The sequence below is a fragment of the Alkalihalophilus sp. As8PL genome, from assembly GCF_040939795.1.
Taxonomy (GTDB): domain Bacteria; phylum Bacillota; class Bacilli; order Bacillales; family Bacillaceae_D; genus Alkalihalophilus; species Alkalihalophilus lindianensis.
In genome coordinates this window covers 3,021,864-3,040,196 of the sequence record NZ_CP162551.1, presented here as the reverse complement: position 1 = coordinate 3,040,196, position 18,333 = coordinate 3,021,864, and the positions used below count along the sequence as shown (strand labels likewise).

Annotated in this window: 18 protein-coding genes; 8 read left to right on the top strand and 10 right to left on the bottom strand. The window is 37.5% G+C overall.

The features are described from left to right. Positions 1-24: 24 nt before the first annotated feature. Entirely contained in the window at positions 25-1,176 is a 1,152-nt protein-coding gene (locus AB3N04_RS16730) for a glycosyltransferase (protein WP_368503786.1), read from the bottom strand. Between the two features lie 198 nt (positions 1,177-1,374). Between AB3N04_RS16730 and trpS the strand changes: the two genes are divergently transcribed. Next, a complete protein-coding gene (gene trpS / locus AB3N04_RS16725) occupies positions 1,375-2,364 on the top strand; it encodes a tryptophan--tRNA ligase (protein ID WP_368503785.1) in 990 nt (329 codons plus the stop codon). Between the two features lie 365 nt (positions 2,365-2,729). Here trpS and AB3N04_RS16720 read toward each other — a convergent pair whose 3' ends face one another. The 3 genes from AB3N04_RS16720 to AB3N04_RS16710 form a co-directional block, all read right to left on the bottom strand. Next, positions 2,730-3,476, bottom strand: a complete 747-nt coding sequence (locus AB3N04_RS16720) for a DUF3603 family protein (protein ID WP_368503784.1) — start codon at positions 3,474-3,476, stop codon at positions 2,730-2,732. A 96-nt stretch (positions 3,477-3,572) separates the two neighbouring features. Beyond that, positions 3,573-3,791: a hypothetical protein gene (locus tag AB3N04_RS16715; protein WP_047973627.1), complete on the bottom strand. Its 219-nt coding sequence runs from the start codon at positions 3,789-3,791 to the stop codon at positions 3,573-3,575. A gap of 26 nt (positions 3,792-3,817) precedes the next feature. Then, positions 3,818-4,693, bottom strand: a complete 876-nt coding sequence (locus tag AB3N04_RS16710) for a DUF2268 domain-containing protein (protein WP_368503783.1) — start codon at positions 4,691-4,693, stop codon at positions 3,818-3,820. A gap of 169 nt (positions 4,694-4,862) precedes the next feature. Here AB3N04_RS16710 and AB3N04_RS16705 point away from each other — a divergent pair, with 169 nt between their 5' ends. Continuing rightward, complete coding sequence (locus tag AB3N04_RS16705) at positions 4,863-5,003, top strand: hypothetical protein (RefSeq protein WP_157860759.1); 141 nt, start codon at positions 4,863-4,865, stop codon at positions 5,001-5,003. A 33-nt stretch (positions 5,004-5,036) separates the two neighbouring features. Beyond that, entirely contained in the window at positions 5,037-5,327 is a 291-nt protein-coding gene (locus AB3N04_RS16700; protein WP_047973624.1) for a hypothetical protein, read from the top strand. A 64-nt stretch (positions 5,328-5,391) separates the two neighbouring features. Here AB3N04_RS16700 and AB3N04_RS16695 read toward each other — a convergent pair whose 3' ends face one another. The 4 genes from AB3N04_RS16695 to AB3N04_RS16680 form a co-directional block, all read right to left on the bottom strand. Beyond that, positions 5,392-7,545, bottom strand: coding sequence for a DNA topoisomerase III (locus AB3N04_RS16695; protein ID WP_368503782.1), 2,154 nt, complete (start codon positions 7,543-7,545; stop codon positions 5,392-5,394). Positions 7,546-7,662: 117 nt separating this feature from the next. Continuing rightward, entirely contained in the window at positions 7,663-8,274 is a 612-nt protein-coding gene (locus AB3N04_RS16690; RefSeq protein WP_368503781.1) for an alpha/beta hydrolase, read from the bottom strand. A 20-nt stretch (positions 8,275-8,294) separates the two neighbouring features. Next, positions 8,295-9,275, bottom strand: coding sequence for a ring-cleaving dioxygenase (locus AB3N04_RS16685; RefSeq protein WP_368503780.1), 981 nt, complete (start codon positions 9,273-9,275; stop codon positions 8,295-8,297). Positions 9,276-9,280: 5 nt separating this feature from the next. After that, positions 9,281-9,733 (bottom strand): MarR family winged helix-turn-helix transcriptional regulator, encoded by a 453-nt coding sequence (locus tag AB3N04_RS16680; protein ID WP_368506080.1) that lies wholly within the window; start codon positions 9,731-9,733, stop codon positions 9,281-9,283. A 164-nt stretch (positions 9,734-9,897) separates the two neighbouring features. On the opposite strand from AB3N04_RS16680, the gene AB3N04_RS16675 reads away from it, so the two are divergent. Then, entirely contained in the window at positions 9,898-10,701 is an 804-nt protein-coding gene (locus AB3N04_RS16675; protein WP_368503779.1) for a PRC-barrel domain-containing protein, read from the top strand. A 158-nt stretch (positions 10,702-10,859) separates the two neighbouring features. Beyond that, complete coding sequence (coaA, locus tag AB3N04_RS16670) at positions 10,860-11,810, top strand: type I pantothenate kinase (protein WP_368503778.1); 951 nt, start codon at positions 10,860-10,862, stop codon at positions 11,808-11,810. Between the two features lie 41 nt (positions 11,811-11,851). Here coaA and AB3N04_RS16665 read toward each other — a convergent pair whose 3' ends face one another. Continuing rightward, positions 11,852-12,979 carry a D-alanyl-D-alanine carboxypeptidase family protein gene (locus tag AB3N04_RS16665; RefSeq protein WP_368503777.1) on the bottom strand — a complete coding sequence of 376 codons (1,128 nt, stop codon included), beginning with the start codon at positions 12,977-12,979 and terminating at the stop codon, positions 11,852-11,854. A gap of 107 nt (positions 12,980-13,086) precedes the next feature. Next, positions 13,087-13,893: a CAP domain-containing protein gene (locus AB3N04_RS16660; RefSeq protein WP_368503776.1), complete on the bottom strand. Its 807-nt coding sequence runs from the start codon at positions 13,891-13,893 to the stop codon at positions 13,087-13,089. Between the two features lie 355 nt (positions 13,894-14,248). Here AB3N04_RS16660 and AB3N04_RS16655 point away from each other — a divergent pair, with 355 nt between their 5' ends. From AB3N04_RS16655 to AB3N04_RS16645, 3 genes are all read left to right on the top strand, one after another. Beyond that, entirely contained in the window at positions 14,249-14,836 is a 588-nt protein-coding gene (locus AB3N04_RS16655; RefSeq protein WP_368503775.1) for a cell wall hydrolase, read from the top strand. Between the two features lie 218 nt (positions 14,837-15,054). Then, positions 15,055-15,702 (top strand): hypothetical protein, encoded by a 648-nt coding sequence (locus tag AB3N04_RS16650; protein WP_368503774.1) that lies wholly within the window; start codon positions 15,055-15,057, stop codon positions 15,700-15,702. 93 nt (positions 15,703-15,795) lie between these two features. Further along, positions 15,796-18,318, top strand: a complete 2,523-nt coding sequence (locus AB3N04_RS16645) for a CBS domain-containing protein (RefSeq protein ID WP_368503773.1) — start codon at positions 15,796-15,798, stop codon at positions 18,316-18,318. Positions 18,319-18,333: the final 15 nt, after the last annotated feature.

Genomic DNA, 18,333 nt, shown 5'->3' with positions numbered 1-18,333 from the left:
TACTCCTTATTTAGGAATAGCAGGTTATGGTTTTCTTAAATGAGGGGGGTGCAACCCCTCCATATGCATTACTCTTGAACATGGCATGCTTGTGATTACATTTGCAATATGAGAGGCAGCATATGGCGTTTTAGTTTTTTTAGCATTTTGAACAAGACTCCTATAAAAAGAATGATCAAATAGTAAACGTTCAAGTAAGACATTTATATCCGACAATTTATCTGCTTTTATAGCAGTCCCCATCTCCGTCAATATCGTAGCATTATTTTCTTCATGTCCTGGTACAGGTTTGTAAACTAGAATTGGCGTTTCACAAGCAAGTGCTTCAGACATTGTTAACCCCCCTGCTTTCGACAATATCACATCACTTGCACGAAGATAATCAATAAACTGGTCTGTGAATTCAAGAACGTGTATTCTATGTTTACTCACAATAGATTTAATCTTCGTGGTTATTTTTTTATTGACTCCCGTCATACACACTAACTGCACAGGGCTATTCAAACCATCTAATGATTTAATAATTTCAACATACTTTCCTAGACCTAGACCACCACCAGTTAATAGCACTGTTTTTTCATTGGGCATTAACCCTAGTCTTTCTCTAGCTTGATAACGTGAGAGTAATGGATCTGGGACCGTCTTTATTGGTATCCCTGTAAAATGAAATTTGGCACAAGGAACGTTATATTCCTTAGCAAATACTTCGTAATTTGGCGCCCCTGTAAAATAAGCATCTATTTCAGGTCGAATATAACCCGGATGCAAATCCAAGTCTGTTATAACAGTATAGAGTGGGATATTTAAGCAATGCTTTTTTTTCAAGTTCGAAAGAAAAGCTGTTACAAAGGGATGAGTAGAAACCATGATGTTGGTGTTCTGTTTAGAAATAATGGAATATAATTTACTACAAAAAAAACCACCTAATTTATCCATTATTAAAAACCAAGAATAGTCCGCTCCATATTTATATAAGCGCCCCCATAAGTTCGGGGCTCTTTTTATCATACTTAAGTAAAGTACAAAAAAAACTTTGTGTAGAAGGGGATGAATAGCATAAAATGTATCAACAATAGTCACACTATGCCCTTTGGTTTCAAGTTGTTTTTTTAGCGCTTTAGACGCTTCATTATGCCCACTCCCAATTGAAGCTGAAAATATTGTAATATGACTCATTTCAAACAACTTCCTCTCTCGTTTCTATTCCAACCCTATCTATCCTCTATATTGTTTACTTTTTTTTCTGAGAACATGCGTTTAGAAGAGCTTGATGAAGAAATCGACTAGGATTTCAAGGAACAATTTGTTATGATTTTAATATTAAAAAATACTTTACATACTAAACAATGGTTAAGATAAGGAAGGTTGTGCCATATGAAAACGGTTTTTTCAGGTATTCAACCAAGTGGGACATTAACACTTGGAAACTATTTAGGAGCCATGAAACATTTTGTTGAGATGCAAAATGAGGCAAATTGTTATTTCTGTATTGTCGATCAACATGCGATTACGGTTCCTCAAGATCGGCTAAAATTACGAGAGAATATTCGCAGTCTAGCTGCTCTTTATTTAGCAGTCGGTATTGATCACCATAAAGCAACTTTATTTATACAATCAGAGGTTCCTGCACACGCACAACTAGGTTGGATGATGCAATGCGTTGCTTATATTGGCGAACTAGAGAGAATGACGCAGTTTAAAGATAAGTCAGACGGGAAAGAAGCTGTTTCTGCTTCATTATTAACTTATCCGCCATTGATGGCTGCTGATATTTTACTTTATAAGACTGATATCGTCCCTGTTGGAGAAGATCAAAAACAACACCTTGAGCTTACTCGAGACCTAGCTGAACGCTTCAACAAAAAATTCAATGATATTTTCACTGTACCAGAAGTGCGCATCCCAAAAGTAGGTGCTCGTATTATGTCTTTAAATGATCCTACAAAGAAAATGAGTAAATCAAATCCTAATCCTAAAAGTTATATTTCCATGTTAGATGCTCCGAACACTATTACTAAAAAGATTAAGAGTGCTGTTACAGATACTGATGGTGAAATTCGCTTTAACCGAGAGGAAAAGCCTGCTGTTTCAAACTTGCTTTCAATCTACTCCTTATGTTCAGGGAAATCAATTGAAGAACTAGAAGAAGCATATAAAGGTAAGGGTTACGGAGAATTTAAACAAGATTTAGCTGATGTTGTTGTACGAACACTAGAACCGATTCAACAACGTTACAATGAGCTGATAGAATCTGAAGAATTAGACCGCATTCTAGATGAAGGTGCCGAGAAAGCAAATCTTGCGGCCTCAAAAATGGTTGAAAAAGCTGAACGAGCAATGGGCCTTGGAAGAAAGAAACGTTAATTTTTTTGACGCTAAAAAAAGCTAAGAGGGGTACCGTCTTCTAATTCAACAGTAAAGCTCCTTATTACATTAAAATGAAAAGTGCTCTCTTCTGTTTTCCACATGATCAAAATAAAAAGCGGACGAATATACTCGTCCGCTTTTTATTTTAATACCCGTTGTTCTTTTTCCAGATCTTACCCACGAAAAATGATAAACCTAATGTACCAACTAGAAGTACAATTGTTAGAATTTGCATGACTAAATACGCAAAACCGTCCATCGTTACCCCTCCCATATATTCGTTCTTCCTTCTTATTATAGGAGAGTTGATGTTTCTTGTAAATGTGAGAATCTAATGGTTCACTTGATGAACATAAATTAAGTTACTTTACACTCTCACCATGCTCAAGTTCCCATAACTTTTCAAAAAAGGCTTGTCCTTTGACCATTGATTCACACAAGTGATGGTGACGTGGTGACCAGCCGCCTTTAACTTCATTATATAATTCATGCCATGCTTCATCCCTTGATAGCATTTGAATACGAACATAGTCGCGTGGGTTCCATTCTGTATACCAATAACGTACTTCAGCATCATGGCCTGAATGATAAAGCTGATCAAGCGCCATATATAATAATTGTTTGAGTTGACGTTCTTTACGAGTCAGCCCGCGCATCTCATCTGGATCAGGTGATAGGATATGATATTCCTTTTGCTCATGACGTTCAATTAATTCAAATGTTTCAAATTCATTTTGCTCAAGCATTTCATAGACAATTTGATCCTGTCTTGGGGTAAGTCGACTTTTTCGGATCGGTGTTTTGTAGCCCATGGTGTCAACAGCAATAATCCCTTTTCCATCTGTGGCAATAAAGCAGTAATCAAGTTGAATACGTGACATATTCTTTCTTAAATAACTTTGTTGATGTACAGCTTCAAGTAATTCTTCAGGTAGATCTGTTAATTGGTTTTCAATATAATCATATAATTCCTGACTGACTTTTACTAAGATTGCTTGATCGAGAACTTCAATTCGATCATCACTTCGCCATTCAAAAAAATCACACACATTATAACCGTTTTCTTCCCCTTCAAACCAATTGACCCATACGTCCCTAATATGAACCATGTAAAGCCCCCCTTACTGTTAACGATTTGTATCCACAGTATGGGCAAGCTTAAGGTAGTTTATTCCACATTCAGTAGATTGATTCCATATTCTCAACTATTTATTTTTTCGTTCTCTTCGGTCAGGGATAGCCAAAGAACCAATCACCATTATCACCCCTATGATAAATAAATACAGTTCAGGTCTCGTAGCGATGAAATGCATATAATAAGAGAACTCATATCCCAGAGTTAAAATATTTAAATAAGCGAGTAAGCTAACACCTCCTGCAACAGCAAATCCAAACCCCACCAACATAATGAAAATCCTAACCATATTCACCCCCACCATTCTTTGCAATGTCATATAAACTTTCTTGTTCCATCCTTACGCCCCCTCACATAGTTGTAAAAACAAGATGCCTTGAGCCAATCTACGGATTTTATAGTGGTAAGTTCTTCTATCGATCTTCCTTTAAAATGCCTTAGTGCCGACTGAACAATATGATATCCACAACAATAACCAAGCCATCGAGGCACATCATTCATTCCACCACCATACAAATAATGAAGATGTCGCCCTCTTCCTTTGGTAAATAAATGAGGCTCTATCCACTGCTGAAACAAAGGGATCATTTCTTTTATGTTATACATATTTGTCCAAATGGCTATATACTTTTCCCCCACTTCCTTTTGTACAGCTAATTCCGCGAGTCCTTCCATAACCATTGATTCTAATAGAGAGATCGATTCTTCTTTTTCCTTCGTAATAAAAAGTCTAAATCGATGGTGGAACTCATGCGTGATCATTGCTTTTAATTCTGCATCTGACAATCCTTCATCGAGAAATAGGATGATTGCATTATCTATAGTCAGTCCATTCTTACCTCCTAGTTCTTTAATCGTTTCTTGATTTGAACTAGCTGGCAAAATATATATAGGAATATCTGGCGCTTTCCATTTTTTCTTTAAACTGTGAAAATGCTCTGAAATAATCGCCCAATAATGATGTTCAATAAAATGCTTTGTGACCTTTTCACAGTCCTCTTGAGGAGAAATGAGACCTAAATGAATCAAATGTCCTTGCAATGAGAACTCGGCGTTATTGAATAGCGGTTGTAAGGGAGCGATCAGCATTTTCTGATGCCACTGTTGTTTCTGTTGTAGAGTGATTTGGTTCGCCCATTCACCTTTATAATGGTTTAACCACTTGTCCGTTCTTACAACACCAATCATCATCACACCCTCTCTATTACTAAACTATGTTGCCACTAGAAAAAATGATTCCGCATATAGAAGAAAATTTCTTTTTTATTTTCGCTATGCATAGGATAGGGATGTCATTATGCACCTAGTTGCCCACCTTTTCATAAGATGTAGGAAGAATCATGGGCATGGAGGTGAAGTTATGTCCGACCAAGAGGAAACACGGAGGACAATACTTTTTATAGTGGCGGCCATTTTGTTTGGTTATTTTGCCTTAGGTATTGGTAAAGATAGCCCTACTAGTTCTGGTTCACTAACTGAAGATGTCATCCTCTTAGGTTGACCTTCACAATGGCTAGGATGGGTGGTAATCAATATGAATCGACAGAACGGCCCCTATAATTGCAATCATGGTCAGAATGGTTATAACAATAATAATCAAAAAAAAGAATCCTATAATTTATCCCCCCAACAAATTGCAGTTATTGCCGCTTTAGCTACGAATGCCCTGACCGTTCGAGCGGTACTTGTCGATAATGAACAAAATGTGGAAATTGTCTTACAGGGCAATCTTCGCCAACAAACACAATTAGAAAAGATTATCGACAAAGTAAGTGAGATGCCGTTTGGGGACGTGATAGATGCATTCATGAATCGAAAAAAATAATCATACTAGTCCAAGAACAATGAAAAAGCCCCACTCAAGGAGGGGCTTTCTGTTTATAACTACATCATTTTTCAAAGTTGATTTTTCCTTCATTCGTTATGGTCAGAACAGCATCAAACGATTGCTCTCCTTTTTTAAAGCCCTTGATTGAGTTTGTCTTCCCTTTTTCAAGTAAAGATTTTATAATTGGCTCCGTCATCCTTTTACCCAACAACGTTTTAGATAAGGTAAAGGAACATTTTTTAGCTTTGTAATTTGAACACCCATAAAACGTTCCCCTATCAACAATTTCCCCTTTGCACAAGCGACAGGTCCCAACTACCTTTTTAGTGCCTTTACTTCTTTGTTTAAAAGGTCGTCTTTGTATAGAAGATGTATCAAACTGAGTAAAATCCCAATTCTTTGATTGAGATGCGGCTTCCTCAATCAAATGAATAGATAGCTTTTTTGCTTGCTCCATAAATGCCTCTGAAGAAGCGTCACCTTCTCCAATTTCGCTTAGGCGTTGTTCCCACTTTGCTGTCATTTCAGGGGAAGCAAGAATACTAGAGCCAAGAGCTTCTATTAATAAGCACCCTTTAGGAGTAGGAGATACAATGTTTTTCTCTACAATCATGTAACCACGATCTTTTAGGATCGATATAATTCCAGCTCTTGTAGCCTCTGTACCAAGTCCTTGAGCCTCCATTAATACTTTCTCTAACTCTTTATCTTCAATCGACTTTCCAGCAGCTTTCATTACAGTAATCAGTTGACCTTCCGTGTAACGTTTTGGTGGTTGGGTCATACTTTCTTTTACATTGGATTTCACAACCGTTCCTTCTTCCCCATTTGAGAGTGGTGGAAGGAGGACATCTTGATTATTTTTCGACTCATTGTAAATAATCTTACGCCATCCTTCTTGAAGCATCTGCTTTCCTTTCGATTGAAAAGTTGCCCGGTCTTCTACCGTTGTTTCAATATGACTATGACTTATTATTGCTTCTTGTTCATGCGCTGCAAGCAAGGATCGTACAATAAGGTCATAAATTTTCCTCTCTTCACCTGTAAGCTTTTCAACATTTGGCACTTGTTCAGTTGGGATAATCGCATAGTGATCGCTCACTTTTAGATCATTTACATATCTCCGATTAGCTTTTAAGCTTTTAATCGGTAAGGGAAAGTAAGCTTGATACTCTTTAAATTGAGCCAATTTAGATAAAATTGTAGAAAAGGTATCAGCTTCTCCTTTGGTAATGAAGCTGGAGTCTGTTCTTGGATAAGAGATATATCCTTTCACATATAGTTTCTGAGCAACGTCCAATGTCTTTTTTGGCGAGAATTTATATCGTTTGTTTGCTATTGCTTGTAAGCTCGATAAATTGTATAAATACGGTGGTTGGTAACGTTTTTTCTCTTCCTTGATTGCTGTTACAGCTGCCGATTTCCCCTCACAAAATTGAGCTATTTGCTTTGCTTGTTTAGCGGATTGTACTCTTGTTTCACCTTTTTTATGCCAAGTCCCCTCATAGATTTTTTCTTCCATCTGAAAGGTTGCCTTTACTTCCCAAAAAGGTTCTGATTTAAATGCTTTTATTTCTTTTTCTCTCTTTACAATTAATGCTAAAGTTGGTGTTTGAACACGTCCAGTTGAAAAGATATCATTTATCCCTTTTTCACCCAAAAGTAAGGTATACGCACGAGAGGCATTCATTCCGATCATCCAATCAGCACACGCACGACTTAACGCCTCATAATAAAGAGGACGTGTTTCTTGTTCCGATTTTAAATGCTGAAAACCTTCTTCTACAGCTTGCTTCGTTAAGGACGACAACCATAATCTTTTTAGCGGCTTAGTGGACTTACATTGTTCAATAATAAGCCTAACGATCAATTCCCCTTCTCGTCCTGCATCCCCTGCCATAATAATCTCAGAAACAGCCGGATTTCCAATGAGCTTTTTCACCACTTGAAACTGTTTATACTTGCCCTTACTTACTTGAAATTCAAACGTTTCTGGCAATATTGGCAAGGTGTCAAGCTTCCATGCCTTCCATTTTTGATGATAATGCTCCGGGGGTCTGAGCTCACAAAGATGTCCCACAGCCCATGTGACAAATGCTCCACGTGGAAAGGTGGCGCAAGGCTTTATTTCAATCGCACCTTGTAGTTTCTTTGATGGAAAAGGGGCTGCAAGCTTTGCACCTTGATCAGGTTTTTCCGCAATAATTAACTTCATTTAAACTCCCCCTTGTTAGAACAAGTATAACGTAAAACATCGAATAAAGGGAACGTCCGTACTCCTATTTTTATTCAAAATAAGCATACAAGGTATATCAACCTTGTATGCTCGATTTCACTTTATAAAGTTCTCTTCAAACCATCTTTTAGCATCGATTACTTCTTCCCTAGTTAACTGATGACCACCCTCACCCCAATACTCTGTTACATTTGCTCCTGCTCGGTTCAAGTCATCAATAAGTTTTTTCGTTTCTTTAGCCGGGATTAATGGATCAAGTTTACCTGCCCCTATAAAGATAGGGACCTCATTAGCAGACGGTATCTCAACATCCCTTCGTGGCACCATAGCATGGAAAAGGGCAGCACCCTTCAGTGAAGACTGACAGTGATAAAGTAAACTAGCTGCAATGTTTGCCCCGTTTGAATAACCGATCGCCACGAGATTCTCTCTATTAAAATGATAATTCTCTGCGGCTTCATCAAGAAATTCATTCAATTCCTTCGTGCGGAAGATCAGGTCCTCTTCATCAAAGACTCCTTCACTAAGTCTCTTAAAAAACCTTGGCATCCCGTTTTCTAAAACATTTCCACGAATCCCTAATACAGCGGCTTTTGGAGCAATAATATCTGCAAGTGGTAAAAGATCTTCTTCATTTCCCCCTGTACCGTGCAATAATACTAAAGTAGGCAGATTTTCTTCTGTTGCTTCCTTAAAAATATGCTTCACCACAGATCCCTCCTAACTCATTATTGTTTTGTATCTAGCGGCTTTAATTTCGCTTCAATTTCGGCACGTTGATCCTCAAAATAAGGTGGGAGAGATAAACGTTCCCCTAACGTTTCAAAAGACTCATCTCCTTCAAATCCAGGACCATCCGTTGCTAATTCAAAAAGAATTCCATTTGGCTCGCGGAAGTATAGAGATCTAAAATAATATCGCTCAACAAATCCTGAATTCGGTATCCCAGTTTCTTTAATATACTCTACCCATTTGCGCATATCTTCTTCATCTTCTACGCGGAATGCTACATGGTGTACGCTTCCTCTACCTGGACGCTCACGATCGAGGTCGCGACGCTCTTCAAGGTGGATTTCAGCACCAGATCCACCCTCTCCCGTTTCAAATACTCGAACAGGCTTTTGACCTTCCTCAAGTGGCGCATATTGTCTCGTTTCTCTAAAACCCATAATAGACGTTAACACTTTTTCCGTTAATTCTGGTCTAGATACCGTTAGAGTAACTGGGCCTAATCCATAAATCGCATGCTCCACTGGAACCGGGCTACCTTCCCAAGCTTTTCCACCCTTCACACCAATGTCATGTTGATCAGAAACTAAAACTAAGCGCTGTCCTTCAAAATCTCTAAATGATAAAGTAGCTCTGCCAGAATGTTTAGTGATCTCCTCATACTCTACCCCATACTCAGCAAAACGAGTTTTCCAATAATCAAGCGCTGCATCATTAGGCACCCGTAATGATGTAGCTGTAATACTATTTGTTCCAGGATACGTTTGACCTGCATGAGGGATTTCAAAAAAGGTTAAGTCAGTCCCAGGGTTGCCGCGCTCGTCTGCGTAAAATAAATGATAAACAGATGGATCATCTTGATTAATTGATTTCTTGACCAATCTCATACCTAAGATCTCCGTATAAAAACGATAGTTCTCTTTTGCGTTTGCTGTAATAGCTGAAACATGATGCTGGCCTTTTAATGGTTTTCTAGTCATGTTTTTCACTCCTTAATAGATGTTTTAGTATTATGCACTTCCACTTTTTTCAACAATCTAAGCAATTCCTTTTGTTCCTCTTTATTAAGACCTTCAAATTGAGAAGCTTGAAATAGTTCTTGCTTAGGTACTACTTCTCCAAAAAGTTCTTCCCCTTTTTTGGTTAATCGGAGAATTTTTGTTCTCCACTCTTGATCTCTTTTGACTAGTTCTAACTTTTCAAGTCTTACGATCGATTGTGTAATATTCCCTTTCGTCACAAAAAGCTTTTCTGCTAATTCTTGTTGTGATAAAGGTTGATGCGTACCAATTTGTACAAGTAAATCAAATTGAGAGGTAGTTAAGTTCCATTGACTTAAATGTTGATTGGATAAGCGAATACTTGCATGGTATAAACGAGCCAGGCGAAACCAGATCAATAAATTCAGTTTTTCTTGATGTTTTGATTGATTAAATATTTTTAACACCTCCAACTTTAATCAGTTTAGTGCTAAACTGATTAAAAGTAAAGAATCCTGCTCAACTAGTTTTTCCTCACACAAAATTCTTGATGTTTAATAAAGTGCTGTTCGGGAACTTATCATGTAAGAACAAATTTAGAATAATAGAGAGGACTGATTGGATGTTGTTACGTGCAAAAACGTTAAAGTCGTATTCTATGTTAGCTAGCGATGGTGAATTAGGTTCATTAGATGATTTTTATTTTGATTCAGACACAGCTACTATTCGATACTTTGTAGGGGATACAAGAACTTGGTTTTTTGGTGGCAAAGTACTTTTAAGTCCACTCTCATTTAAGGAAGTAGATCGTTCAAACGAGCGAATAGCTGTTCATGCAACGAAAGACCAAATCAAGGATAGTCCAAAACCTGAGTCCCACGAGCCTATTACAAGAAAGTATGAGCAAGAATTAAGTTCATATTACGGATGGGAAGGCTATTGGGCTGGTGCAGCTACTAGAAGAGATATGAGTGGTTTTCAAGCTCATGCTCCAATGATGCCACCTATTTTTAATCCTGAACCAATTGATTCTAATCCTGGAGTACAAGCTGATGCTAACCAAGCACAAGATTATCAAAATGATGAAGATCGATTGCTGGTAAGCGTAGAGGATATTAAAGGCTATAAAGTTCACTCAATTGGTGGAGAAGTTGGTAAAATTCATGATTGTGTCATTGATGATGAAGATTGGAAAATACGCTATTTTGTAGTAAATGTTGGTGGTTTTTTAAATAAAGAATTAGTTTTAGTTTCAATTGAATGGTTAAAAGATGTTAACTGGCGCGACCATACCATCACCATCGATCTTGATAATGAATTGATTGAGCAAGCACCTGAATTCACCTCAGATGCACCGATTACGAGAGAAGACGAAGCAAAGCTTTATGCTCACTATAACCGTCCTATATACTGGGATGCCCGCTAAATCCTCATATTTTTTGCACTCAGAAATCGCCAGACTTCATACAAGAAGCCTGGCGGTTTTTTCTATATTTTTAACAAATCGAAATTGATCCCTTATCGATTCCCTATGAATGGTGTACAATAGTACGTAACATTCGTCGGTATAAAAAGGAGACAATCATGACTACCTACCAAATTATTTCCCGACCATCTGCTTTTACCACTTTCACGAGAAAAGAATGGGCGGATCTATCAGATAAAACGTCCATTTCTTTAACAGCTGAAGAAAGAGTACAGCTCCAAGGCTTAAATGAGACTATCTCAAAAGAAGAAGTTCAAGACATTTACTTACCATTATCAGAGCTCTTATACATGCATATTAAACATTCGAATCATCTACACAATGACTTGAATCAATTTTTCCAAAAGAAAACCAAAAAAGTTCCATTTGTTATTGGGATCGCAGGCAGTGTGTCAGTCGGAAAAAGTACGACTGCACGTCTTATTCAAGCTCTCGTCTCTCGCTTTCCTACAAAGCCGAAAGTAGATCTTGTTACAACCGATGGCTTCCTTTATCCTAATGCCATTTTAGAAGAACGTGGGTTAATGAAGCGTAAAGGATTTCCTGAAAGTTATGATATTGAGAGCTTACTTGGTTTTCTTACAGATTTGAAATCTGGTTCCGCTTACATTGAGACTCCTCTATATTCTCATCTTACGTATGACCGACTTACTGAAAAACAAATTGTAGAGGAGCCAGATGTAGTGATCGTCGAAGGGATCAATGTGCTTCAAGTGAATAAGAAAAACAAAAAAATCCCTCAAATGTTCGTTTCCGATTTCTTTGATTTTTCGATCTACGTAGATGCTGAAGAAGACAACATTTTAAGCTGGTATATTGAAAGATTTAAATTATTAAGAAATACAGCCTTTCAACAGCCAGAATCCTTCTTCCATCGTTATCGACATTTATCGGATACAGAGGCCGTTCATTTTGCCACTGATATTTGGAAAAGTATTAATGGAGTGAATCTTGAAAGAAACATTAGACCTACTAAAAATCGTGCAGACCTGATCTTAAAAAAAGGTGAAGGGCATAAAGTAGAAGAGATTCAAGTAAAGAAAAAATAACAATAGCCGAGCGTTGAATTCCCTTCAGCGCTCGGCTTTAATTAATTTGGCAGCTTATTTACAAACAGAGGAAAAAATTGAAGCAGCCACTGAATAAATCCTTGCTCAGTTGGTTGTTCAACAAGTGGTACGACTTTTGTTTCTTTATGATGTGGTTCTAATTGAACTTCTTTGATTAACCTACCACCCTCGCCTCTTACTTGTAACATGCCTTTACTTGTTACTTCATACTCTATTCTTTCCTCCTGTTTAGTAACAAAAGAAATATCGCTCAACAGCTCATATTTCTGCCCAGTCTCATCCTGGAATTGCTTTTCTTCACTAAGGGTATGGGTTTTGTACGTATCGAATCCATAATCAAATAACATCTTCATGTCATGATAGGATGCCTGGGAAGTGGGTGCATTTAAAGTGACAGCAATTAATTCAGTATCGTCACGTTCAACCGCTGTAGAAAGTGTAAAGCCAGAGCGTTGAACAAATCCATTTTTCACTCCTGTTACACCCTCATACTCCCATAACATTCGATTATGGTTGTAAATCGTTGTTTCCCAGCCCTCTCCAATCCACTCCATCTCTTTTGTTTGTACAATTTCTCTAAACGTATCATTCTCCATTGCATATTGTGTGATTAAAGCGAGATCATGCGCTGTTGTGTAATGCTCTTCATCAAAAAGACCATGAGGGTTGGTAAAGTTAGAATTAGTGACACCAATTTCTTCTCTTACGAATCGATTCATCCTCTTAGCAAAAGCTTCTTCGCTGCCATCCATATGTTCAGCAATGGCTAGACCTGCGTCATTTCCAGAGTTAATCATAAGTCCCTGAATAAGCTTCAACATACTCACTTCTTCACCGGGCAACAAATAGACCCGTGTCCCTATCACATCCATTACATCTTCACTTGTGGTAACCACATCATGGAGATTCCCTTCTTCAATGGCTACAATTGCTGTAATCATTTTAGTTACACTTGCAGGGTACATCTTTTTCTCACTATCTTTTTCCCAAAGAATTTCATTAGTCGTTCCATCTATCAAAATCGCTGTTTCACTTTCTATATCTACCTTCGTAGATGCATTCATTTTCTGGTGAAAAGACATCATAAAGAAGATAATAGTAAAAAAGAACAAGATGTTTGTACCATTTATGTTGCTTAGCTTGCTCACTTATTTTTCCTCCTTTTATCCATGAAAGTCTACCCTCCAGTTTCCCTTTAAAAAAAGAACTTGGCCACATGACCAAGTTCTTACTAGCAGACTATCTAATGGCTACATTACCCTTTAAATAATTGAACGAACATCTTACCATAAGGACCACCATCAACAATTCCGATTCCTACTTCAGTGTAGTTACCGCCTAGAATATTCGCACGGTGACCGTCAGAATTCATAAGTGCTTGATGAGCAGCTTCTACAGTTTGGTTTCCAGCAAGGTTCTCACCAGCTGTATTGTACTGAACACCAAATTGATTCAGCATGTCAAACGGAGAACCGTAAGTTGGAGATTGATGTGCAAAATAATTGTTGTCAATCATGTCTTGAGCTTTAACACGTGCAACTTCTGTTAATTCTAGATCTGCTTTCAAAGGAGCTAAACCTTGTTTTTGACGTTCTTCATTTACTAGGTCTACCATTTGTTGCTCTTCAGCAGTTAAACCTTCAGCTTTTTGCTCTGCATTTTGCTCAGGTTGCTGCGATGGTGCAGGTTGTGGTGCAGGCTGAGCCGGTTGTGCTTCTGGTTGCTCTTCTTGTGTTGGAGCTTCTTCTTTAGGTTCTTCTGTTTGTGGTTGTTCAGCTGCTGGTTCTTCAACCTTTTGTTCTGGAGCTGGTTGTTCAGCTTTGATTTCTTTTTCCAATTCTGGAAGTGTAATATTCCATTGACTTAACAAGTCTTCAAGATTACTAGATTGTTTCACTTGATCTAATAATTTTTGAATAGACTCTTGATCTGCACCATTAAGTGCAATCACGTGCTTTTGAGTGTATACATTTTTATTTGGCTGTTCAGCTGCACTAGCCGATCCAGCAAAACCTGCTGCAACTGTTGCAGCTGCGATTGTTGTTACAAGAAATTTCTTCATGAAAATGCCTCCTTGAAGGTAGTTGTTTTTTGGTACATCAAAATCCTAGCATAGAATCTAGCACGATCCTATGGTAAATCATGCATATAATTGTATAATCAAACTTATTCACACTTTCCAAGAACCCTTATATTATAAGGAAAAAAAGCTCTTCATGTAGATATGTATTCTTCTTTTATTCATATTTTTATAGATTTACACAAGGTTCGTTACAGAAATGTAAAAATGGAAGTTGAGGCTGATACCTAAAAGGTTTCACTCCTTTTCCAAGCAGATTGGAAAAGATTTCAGGGAGTAATGTTCAAATTTTTTTGCTAGCTTAGTAAATAGCTTTAGAAAACAGGAGGTTTTTTCAATGAAGAAGTTTTTCATTACTGCTTGTGCAATCGCCCTTTCCCTTACTGGCACTCACTTAGCACAAGCTGCATCTCACAGTCACACTGTACAAACTGGAGATACACTCTATCAATTAGGACAAGATTATAGCGTTTCTACTGAAGCGATTAAACAATTAAATAATAAACAGTCAGCTTCTATCTCAGAAGGAGAGACTTTGCAAATACCTGCAGCCGTTTCAAGCGAAGAACGTGAACTATTAGCTCGTTTAGTTCATGCTGAAGCACAAGGTGAACCCTATGCAGGAAAAGTAGCGGTGGCAACTGTGGTTCTAAATCGTGTTGATCATCCCGACTTCCCTAATTCAATTAAAGAAGTTATTAACGAAATAGGACCTTCAGGTCATTATGCTTTCTCACCTGTTCAAAATGGTATGATTGACCAAGTTGCCGATCAAGATGCTAAAGATGCTGTCCAAGAAGCGATTGCTTACCAAGGCAATAGTCAAGGCTCGATCTATTTTTATAATCCTGAAATCGCAACAAACCATTGGATCGGCACGCAAACAGAAACAATTCGGATTGGAAAACATGTCTTTGCTAAATAAACAATCAATAAAAAGCCAACACTAACTCAAAGTGTTGGCCTCTATTTACATATCATTAAAGCAACTTTACATTTCTTCCATTAAAGCAGACTTAAGACTCATGACTTTAAGCTCATTTCTATCCTACGAAGTTTTTTTGGATTAGAACGATGCAGAGAGGGAATAAGAGGCATAACCTAGAATATACCTAATAAGAAACAAATAAGGTGGTGTTTCGCATGAGCCGATTATCTAAAGTGAGTTCACTTCGAGCAAATCGAATTCATACAAGCTTTGTCAATAAAATGTCTAATTCAAGTGGAGTCAACCCTATAACTCCAGTAGAAAAAATAGAACCAACTAAGAATCCAACAAAACACTCCACTGAAAACCACCTTAGTAGTTTTGATTATTATTATGAAAAACAACTAAGATCCCAAACCTCCTCATTGATTCAAAAACAACCTAAATCCATTGAGGATGAACCTGAAAATGAACCACAAGTAAACGAAGTAAAAGAACTCTTTATTAAATTCATTAAGAGCTATAATCAGCTTATTCTCACTTTAAAACATTCAGATCAACTTACATGTGATCAATATACTGCGCGTCTTCATCATGTTTACAATGAATTTGCAGAAAATTTAGAATTAAATGGTGTAATTCAAAACGAAAATTATTTATTAACTTTCAATGAGTATAGATTTAATCAGTTAAAGGAGTCGAATGAATGTTTAAAGTCAGAAGTTATCTCTGATTTTATGAAGCAGATTTTAGAAGAATATCAATTCATTTTGCGGGATAAAGAAGTTGCCCGTTCACACAGTAATCCGTATGACAAAGTTCCGATTTATGAAAAAGGGCTACTGATTGAAGAGAGGCTATAAGTGCCTCTCTTTTTTTGTGTGTAATCGCTCGCTCTATGTTTCTAATCGAAATAATTTGATACAATAAGGAAAAACTAGGGAGTGAGCATGGACATGAAGGTTATTCTTTCACATCAAAATATTGATTTTGATGGCATTGCATCGATGATAGCCGCTAAAAAGCTATACCCTGATGCCATTCTAGCGATTTCAGATAAGCTCGACCGCAGTGTAACACCATATATGGCTATTTATCGAGACCTTTTTCAGTTTTCTTCCTATCAAGATGTTCATTGGGATACTGTTACTACGTTAATCTTAGTTGATGTGGCTTCAATTAGTCGTACAGGGATCCCTACTGATGAGCTTATTGACGACGTTCCTATTAAAATTTATGACCACCACCCTCCTTTTACCTATCAAAGCAACCATCGAATTGAAGAAGTAGGTGCAACTGTTACTCTATTAATAGAGGATCTTACTAATAAGAACCTTTCACTGACAAAAGATGAGGTTAATTTATTTGGATTAGGCTTGTATTCAGATACAGGAAATTTCACGTTTCATTCCACGACTTCAAGGGATTTTGAAGCCGCTGCATTTTTAATGAAAAACGGATTAGATATTGAAATAGTCAATCGCTTTGTAACACCTGTATTAACTGAAGGAGAGCAACAATTATTTAACACCTTATTTAAATCTCAAACCACTCATTATCTAGATGGACTACATATTATTATTGCTTCCTACGAGCAAGATCGTTTTCAAAATGGCTTATCAAGTTTAACTGAAAAATTACTTGATACATCATCGGCAGATGGCATCATTGTCATCGTGAAAATGGGTAAACATGTACATATTGTATGTCGTGCTAGTTCCTCACGTATAAACTTTCAAAGCTTCATCAAAAATATAGGAGGCGGTGGGCATACACAAGCAGCCTCTGCTATGATAAAAAATGCCACAATTGAGGAATCGGTAGCAACCGTGCGAAAGCAGTTAGCTACTATTATCGAAAAGGCTGTATTAGCGGAAGATATCATGAGTTCACCAGTGAAAACGATCCGTGAAGATGAGAAAATCTCTGATGCTAAAGAAGCGATGATTCGTTTTGGGCATACAGGATTTCCGGTATTAAATGAGGATAGCCAACTCGTTGGAATCATTTCTAGAAGAGATGTAGACAAAGCTATGCACCATCGCTATGGACATGCTCCCATCAAAGGCTATATGACACGAGATATTATCACTCTTCCACATACAGCAACAATGGAAGAAATCCAACGGGACATGATGACTCACAATATTGGTCGTATCCCTATTATGAAAGGTGATAAAGTAGTAGGAATTGTTTCAAGATCAAACATCATTAGTCACTTACAGAAGAATAACCTTAAAGACTCCAAGCCAGACTTAATTGAAAAACTGAAAGGCACTCTTGACAGCGAACAATATCAATTGCTTTCATTGATTGGAAAAGAAGCAGATCGTTTTGGAGTTAAAGCCTATTTAGTTGGAGGATTTGTAAGAGATTTATTTTTGGAGCGTCCTAATGAAGATGTCGATGTCGTCATTGAAGGAGATGGTATTGGATTTGCTCAAACTCTTGCAACTACACATGGAGGAGAAGTCAACCCTCATGAAACTTTCGGTACCGCAACTTGGACTACTGAGAATCATTTAAAAATTGACATCGTCACCTGTCGAACAGAGTATTATGAGGAATCAGCTGCACTTCCTACTGTGAAAGCTTCAAATATTCATGAAGATTTAACAAGGCGAGACTTTACGATCAATGCAATGGCTCTATCCATATCAGAACATTCTTTTGGAGAACTGTTAGATGATTACCAAGGACTTAAAGATCTAAAAGCCAAAAAAATTAGAATCCTACATCCTATGAGTTTTGTTGAAGATCCGACTCGAATATTTCGTGCTGTTCGTTTTGCTACTAGGTTTGGCTATAATCTGGATAAGGAGACAGCAAGGTTAGCAAAAGAAGCCGCCACTCCCCTTGGTCAGTTAAGCCAAACAAGATTACTCCATGAAATATTCTTAATCCATGAGGAAGCAGCAGACCTGACTCCCTATAAAATGTTAGAAGATCTAAATGTATGGAATACACTCTTTGGTCACCAACCAAGAAAATCCTCTTGGAAGCATGTAGAAAACCTTCTGACCAAACCTAATGTAGATGTTTTCGAAGTCATTTTAGCTCTTTGTCTTCCTTTATCAAGTTGGGAAACGCTTATCACTTCATTCATAACAACTGCTAAATCAAGATCCTTTGTAGAAGGTCTTAAAAGCTTTCGAGCCTTACAATTAGACTCCACTAATCGTTTAAATGACTGGCACGAACTCTTACACGGTATAAAAGATGATGTGTTAGAATTTATTAGCTTAGATCCGCTCTACCCACATCAAGCAACGCTTCAGCTTTATTTAAAGAAGCGCCGTGAGCTTACTCCTTTATTAACAGGCCATGACCTCATTGAGCTTGGTTTAAAGCCAGGACCTTCGTTTCGGGAGCTTCTATTGTCCCTTGAGAGTAAACAAATGGAAGAGAATCTGTTAACTAAAAATGAAGCGGTCAACTGGGTTTTAGAAGAAATAAACAAAATAGAAGCTAGCCAGTAAAATGATATGGCTAGC

Bases quoted from the DNA above. Each gene is read 5' to 3' on its own strand.
- AB3N04_RS16730 (WP_368503786.1), bottom strand. From the start codon at position 1,176: ATGAGTCATATTACAATATTTTCAGCTTCAATTGGGAGTGGGCATAAT.
- trpS (WP_368503785.1), top strand. From the start codon at position 1,375: ATGAAAACGGTTTTTTCAGGTATTCAACCAAGTGGGACATTAACACTT.
- AB3N04_RS16720 (WP_368503784.1), bottom strand. From the start codon at position 3,476: ATGGTTCATATTAGGGACGTATGGGTCAATTGGTTTGAAGGGGAAGAA.
- AB3N04_RS16715 (WP_047973627.1), bottom strand. From the start codon at position 3,791: ATGGTTAGGATTTTCATTATGTTGGTGGGGTTTGGATTTGCTGTTGCA.
- AB3N04_RS16710 (WP_368503783.1), bottom strand. From the start codon at position 4,693: ATGATGATTGGTGTTGTAAGAACGGACAAGTGGTTAAACCATTATAAA.
- AB3N04_RS16705 (WP_157860759.1), top strand. From the start codon at position 4,863: ATGTCCGACCAAGAGGAAACACGGAGGACAATACTTTTTATAGTGGCG.
- AB3N04_RS16700 (WP_047973624.1), top strand. From the start codon at position 5,037: ATGAATCGACAGAACGGCCCCTATAATTGCAATCATGGTCAGAATGGT.
- AB3N04_RS16695 (WP_368503782.1), bottom strand. From the start codon at position 7,545: ATGAAGTTAATTATTGCGGAAAAACCTGATCAAGGTGCAAAGCTTGCA.
- AB3N04_RS16685 (WP_368503780.1), bottom strand. From the start codon at position 9,275: ATGACTAGAAAACCATTAAAAGGCCAGCATCATGTTTCAGCTATTACA.
- AB3N04_RS16675 (WP_368503779.1), top strand. From the start codon at position 9,898: ATGTTGTTACGTGCAAAAACGTTAAAGTCGTATTCTATGTTAGCTAGC.
- coaA (WP_368503778.1), top strand. From the start codon at position 10,860: ATGACTACCTACCAAATTATTTCCCGACCATCTGCTTTTACCACTTTC.
- AB3N04_RS16660 (WP_368503776.1), bottom strand. From the start codon at position 13,893: ATGAAGAAATTTCTTGTAACAACAATCGCAGCTGCAACAGTTGCAGCA.
- AB3N04_RS16655 (WP_368503775.1), top strand. From the start codon at position 14,249: ATGAAGAAGTTTTTCATTACTGCTTGTGCAATCGCCCTTTCCCTTACT.
- AB3N04_RS16650 (WP_368503774.1), top strand. From the start codon at position 15,055: ATGAGCCGATTATCTAAAGTGAGTTCACTTCGAGCAAATCGAATTCAT.
- AB3N04_RS16645 (WP_368503773.1), top strand. From the start codon at position 15,796: ATGAAGGTTATTCTTTCACATCAAAATATTGATTTTGATGGCATTGCA.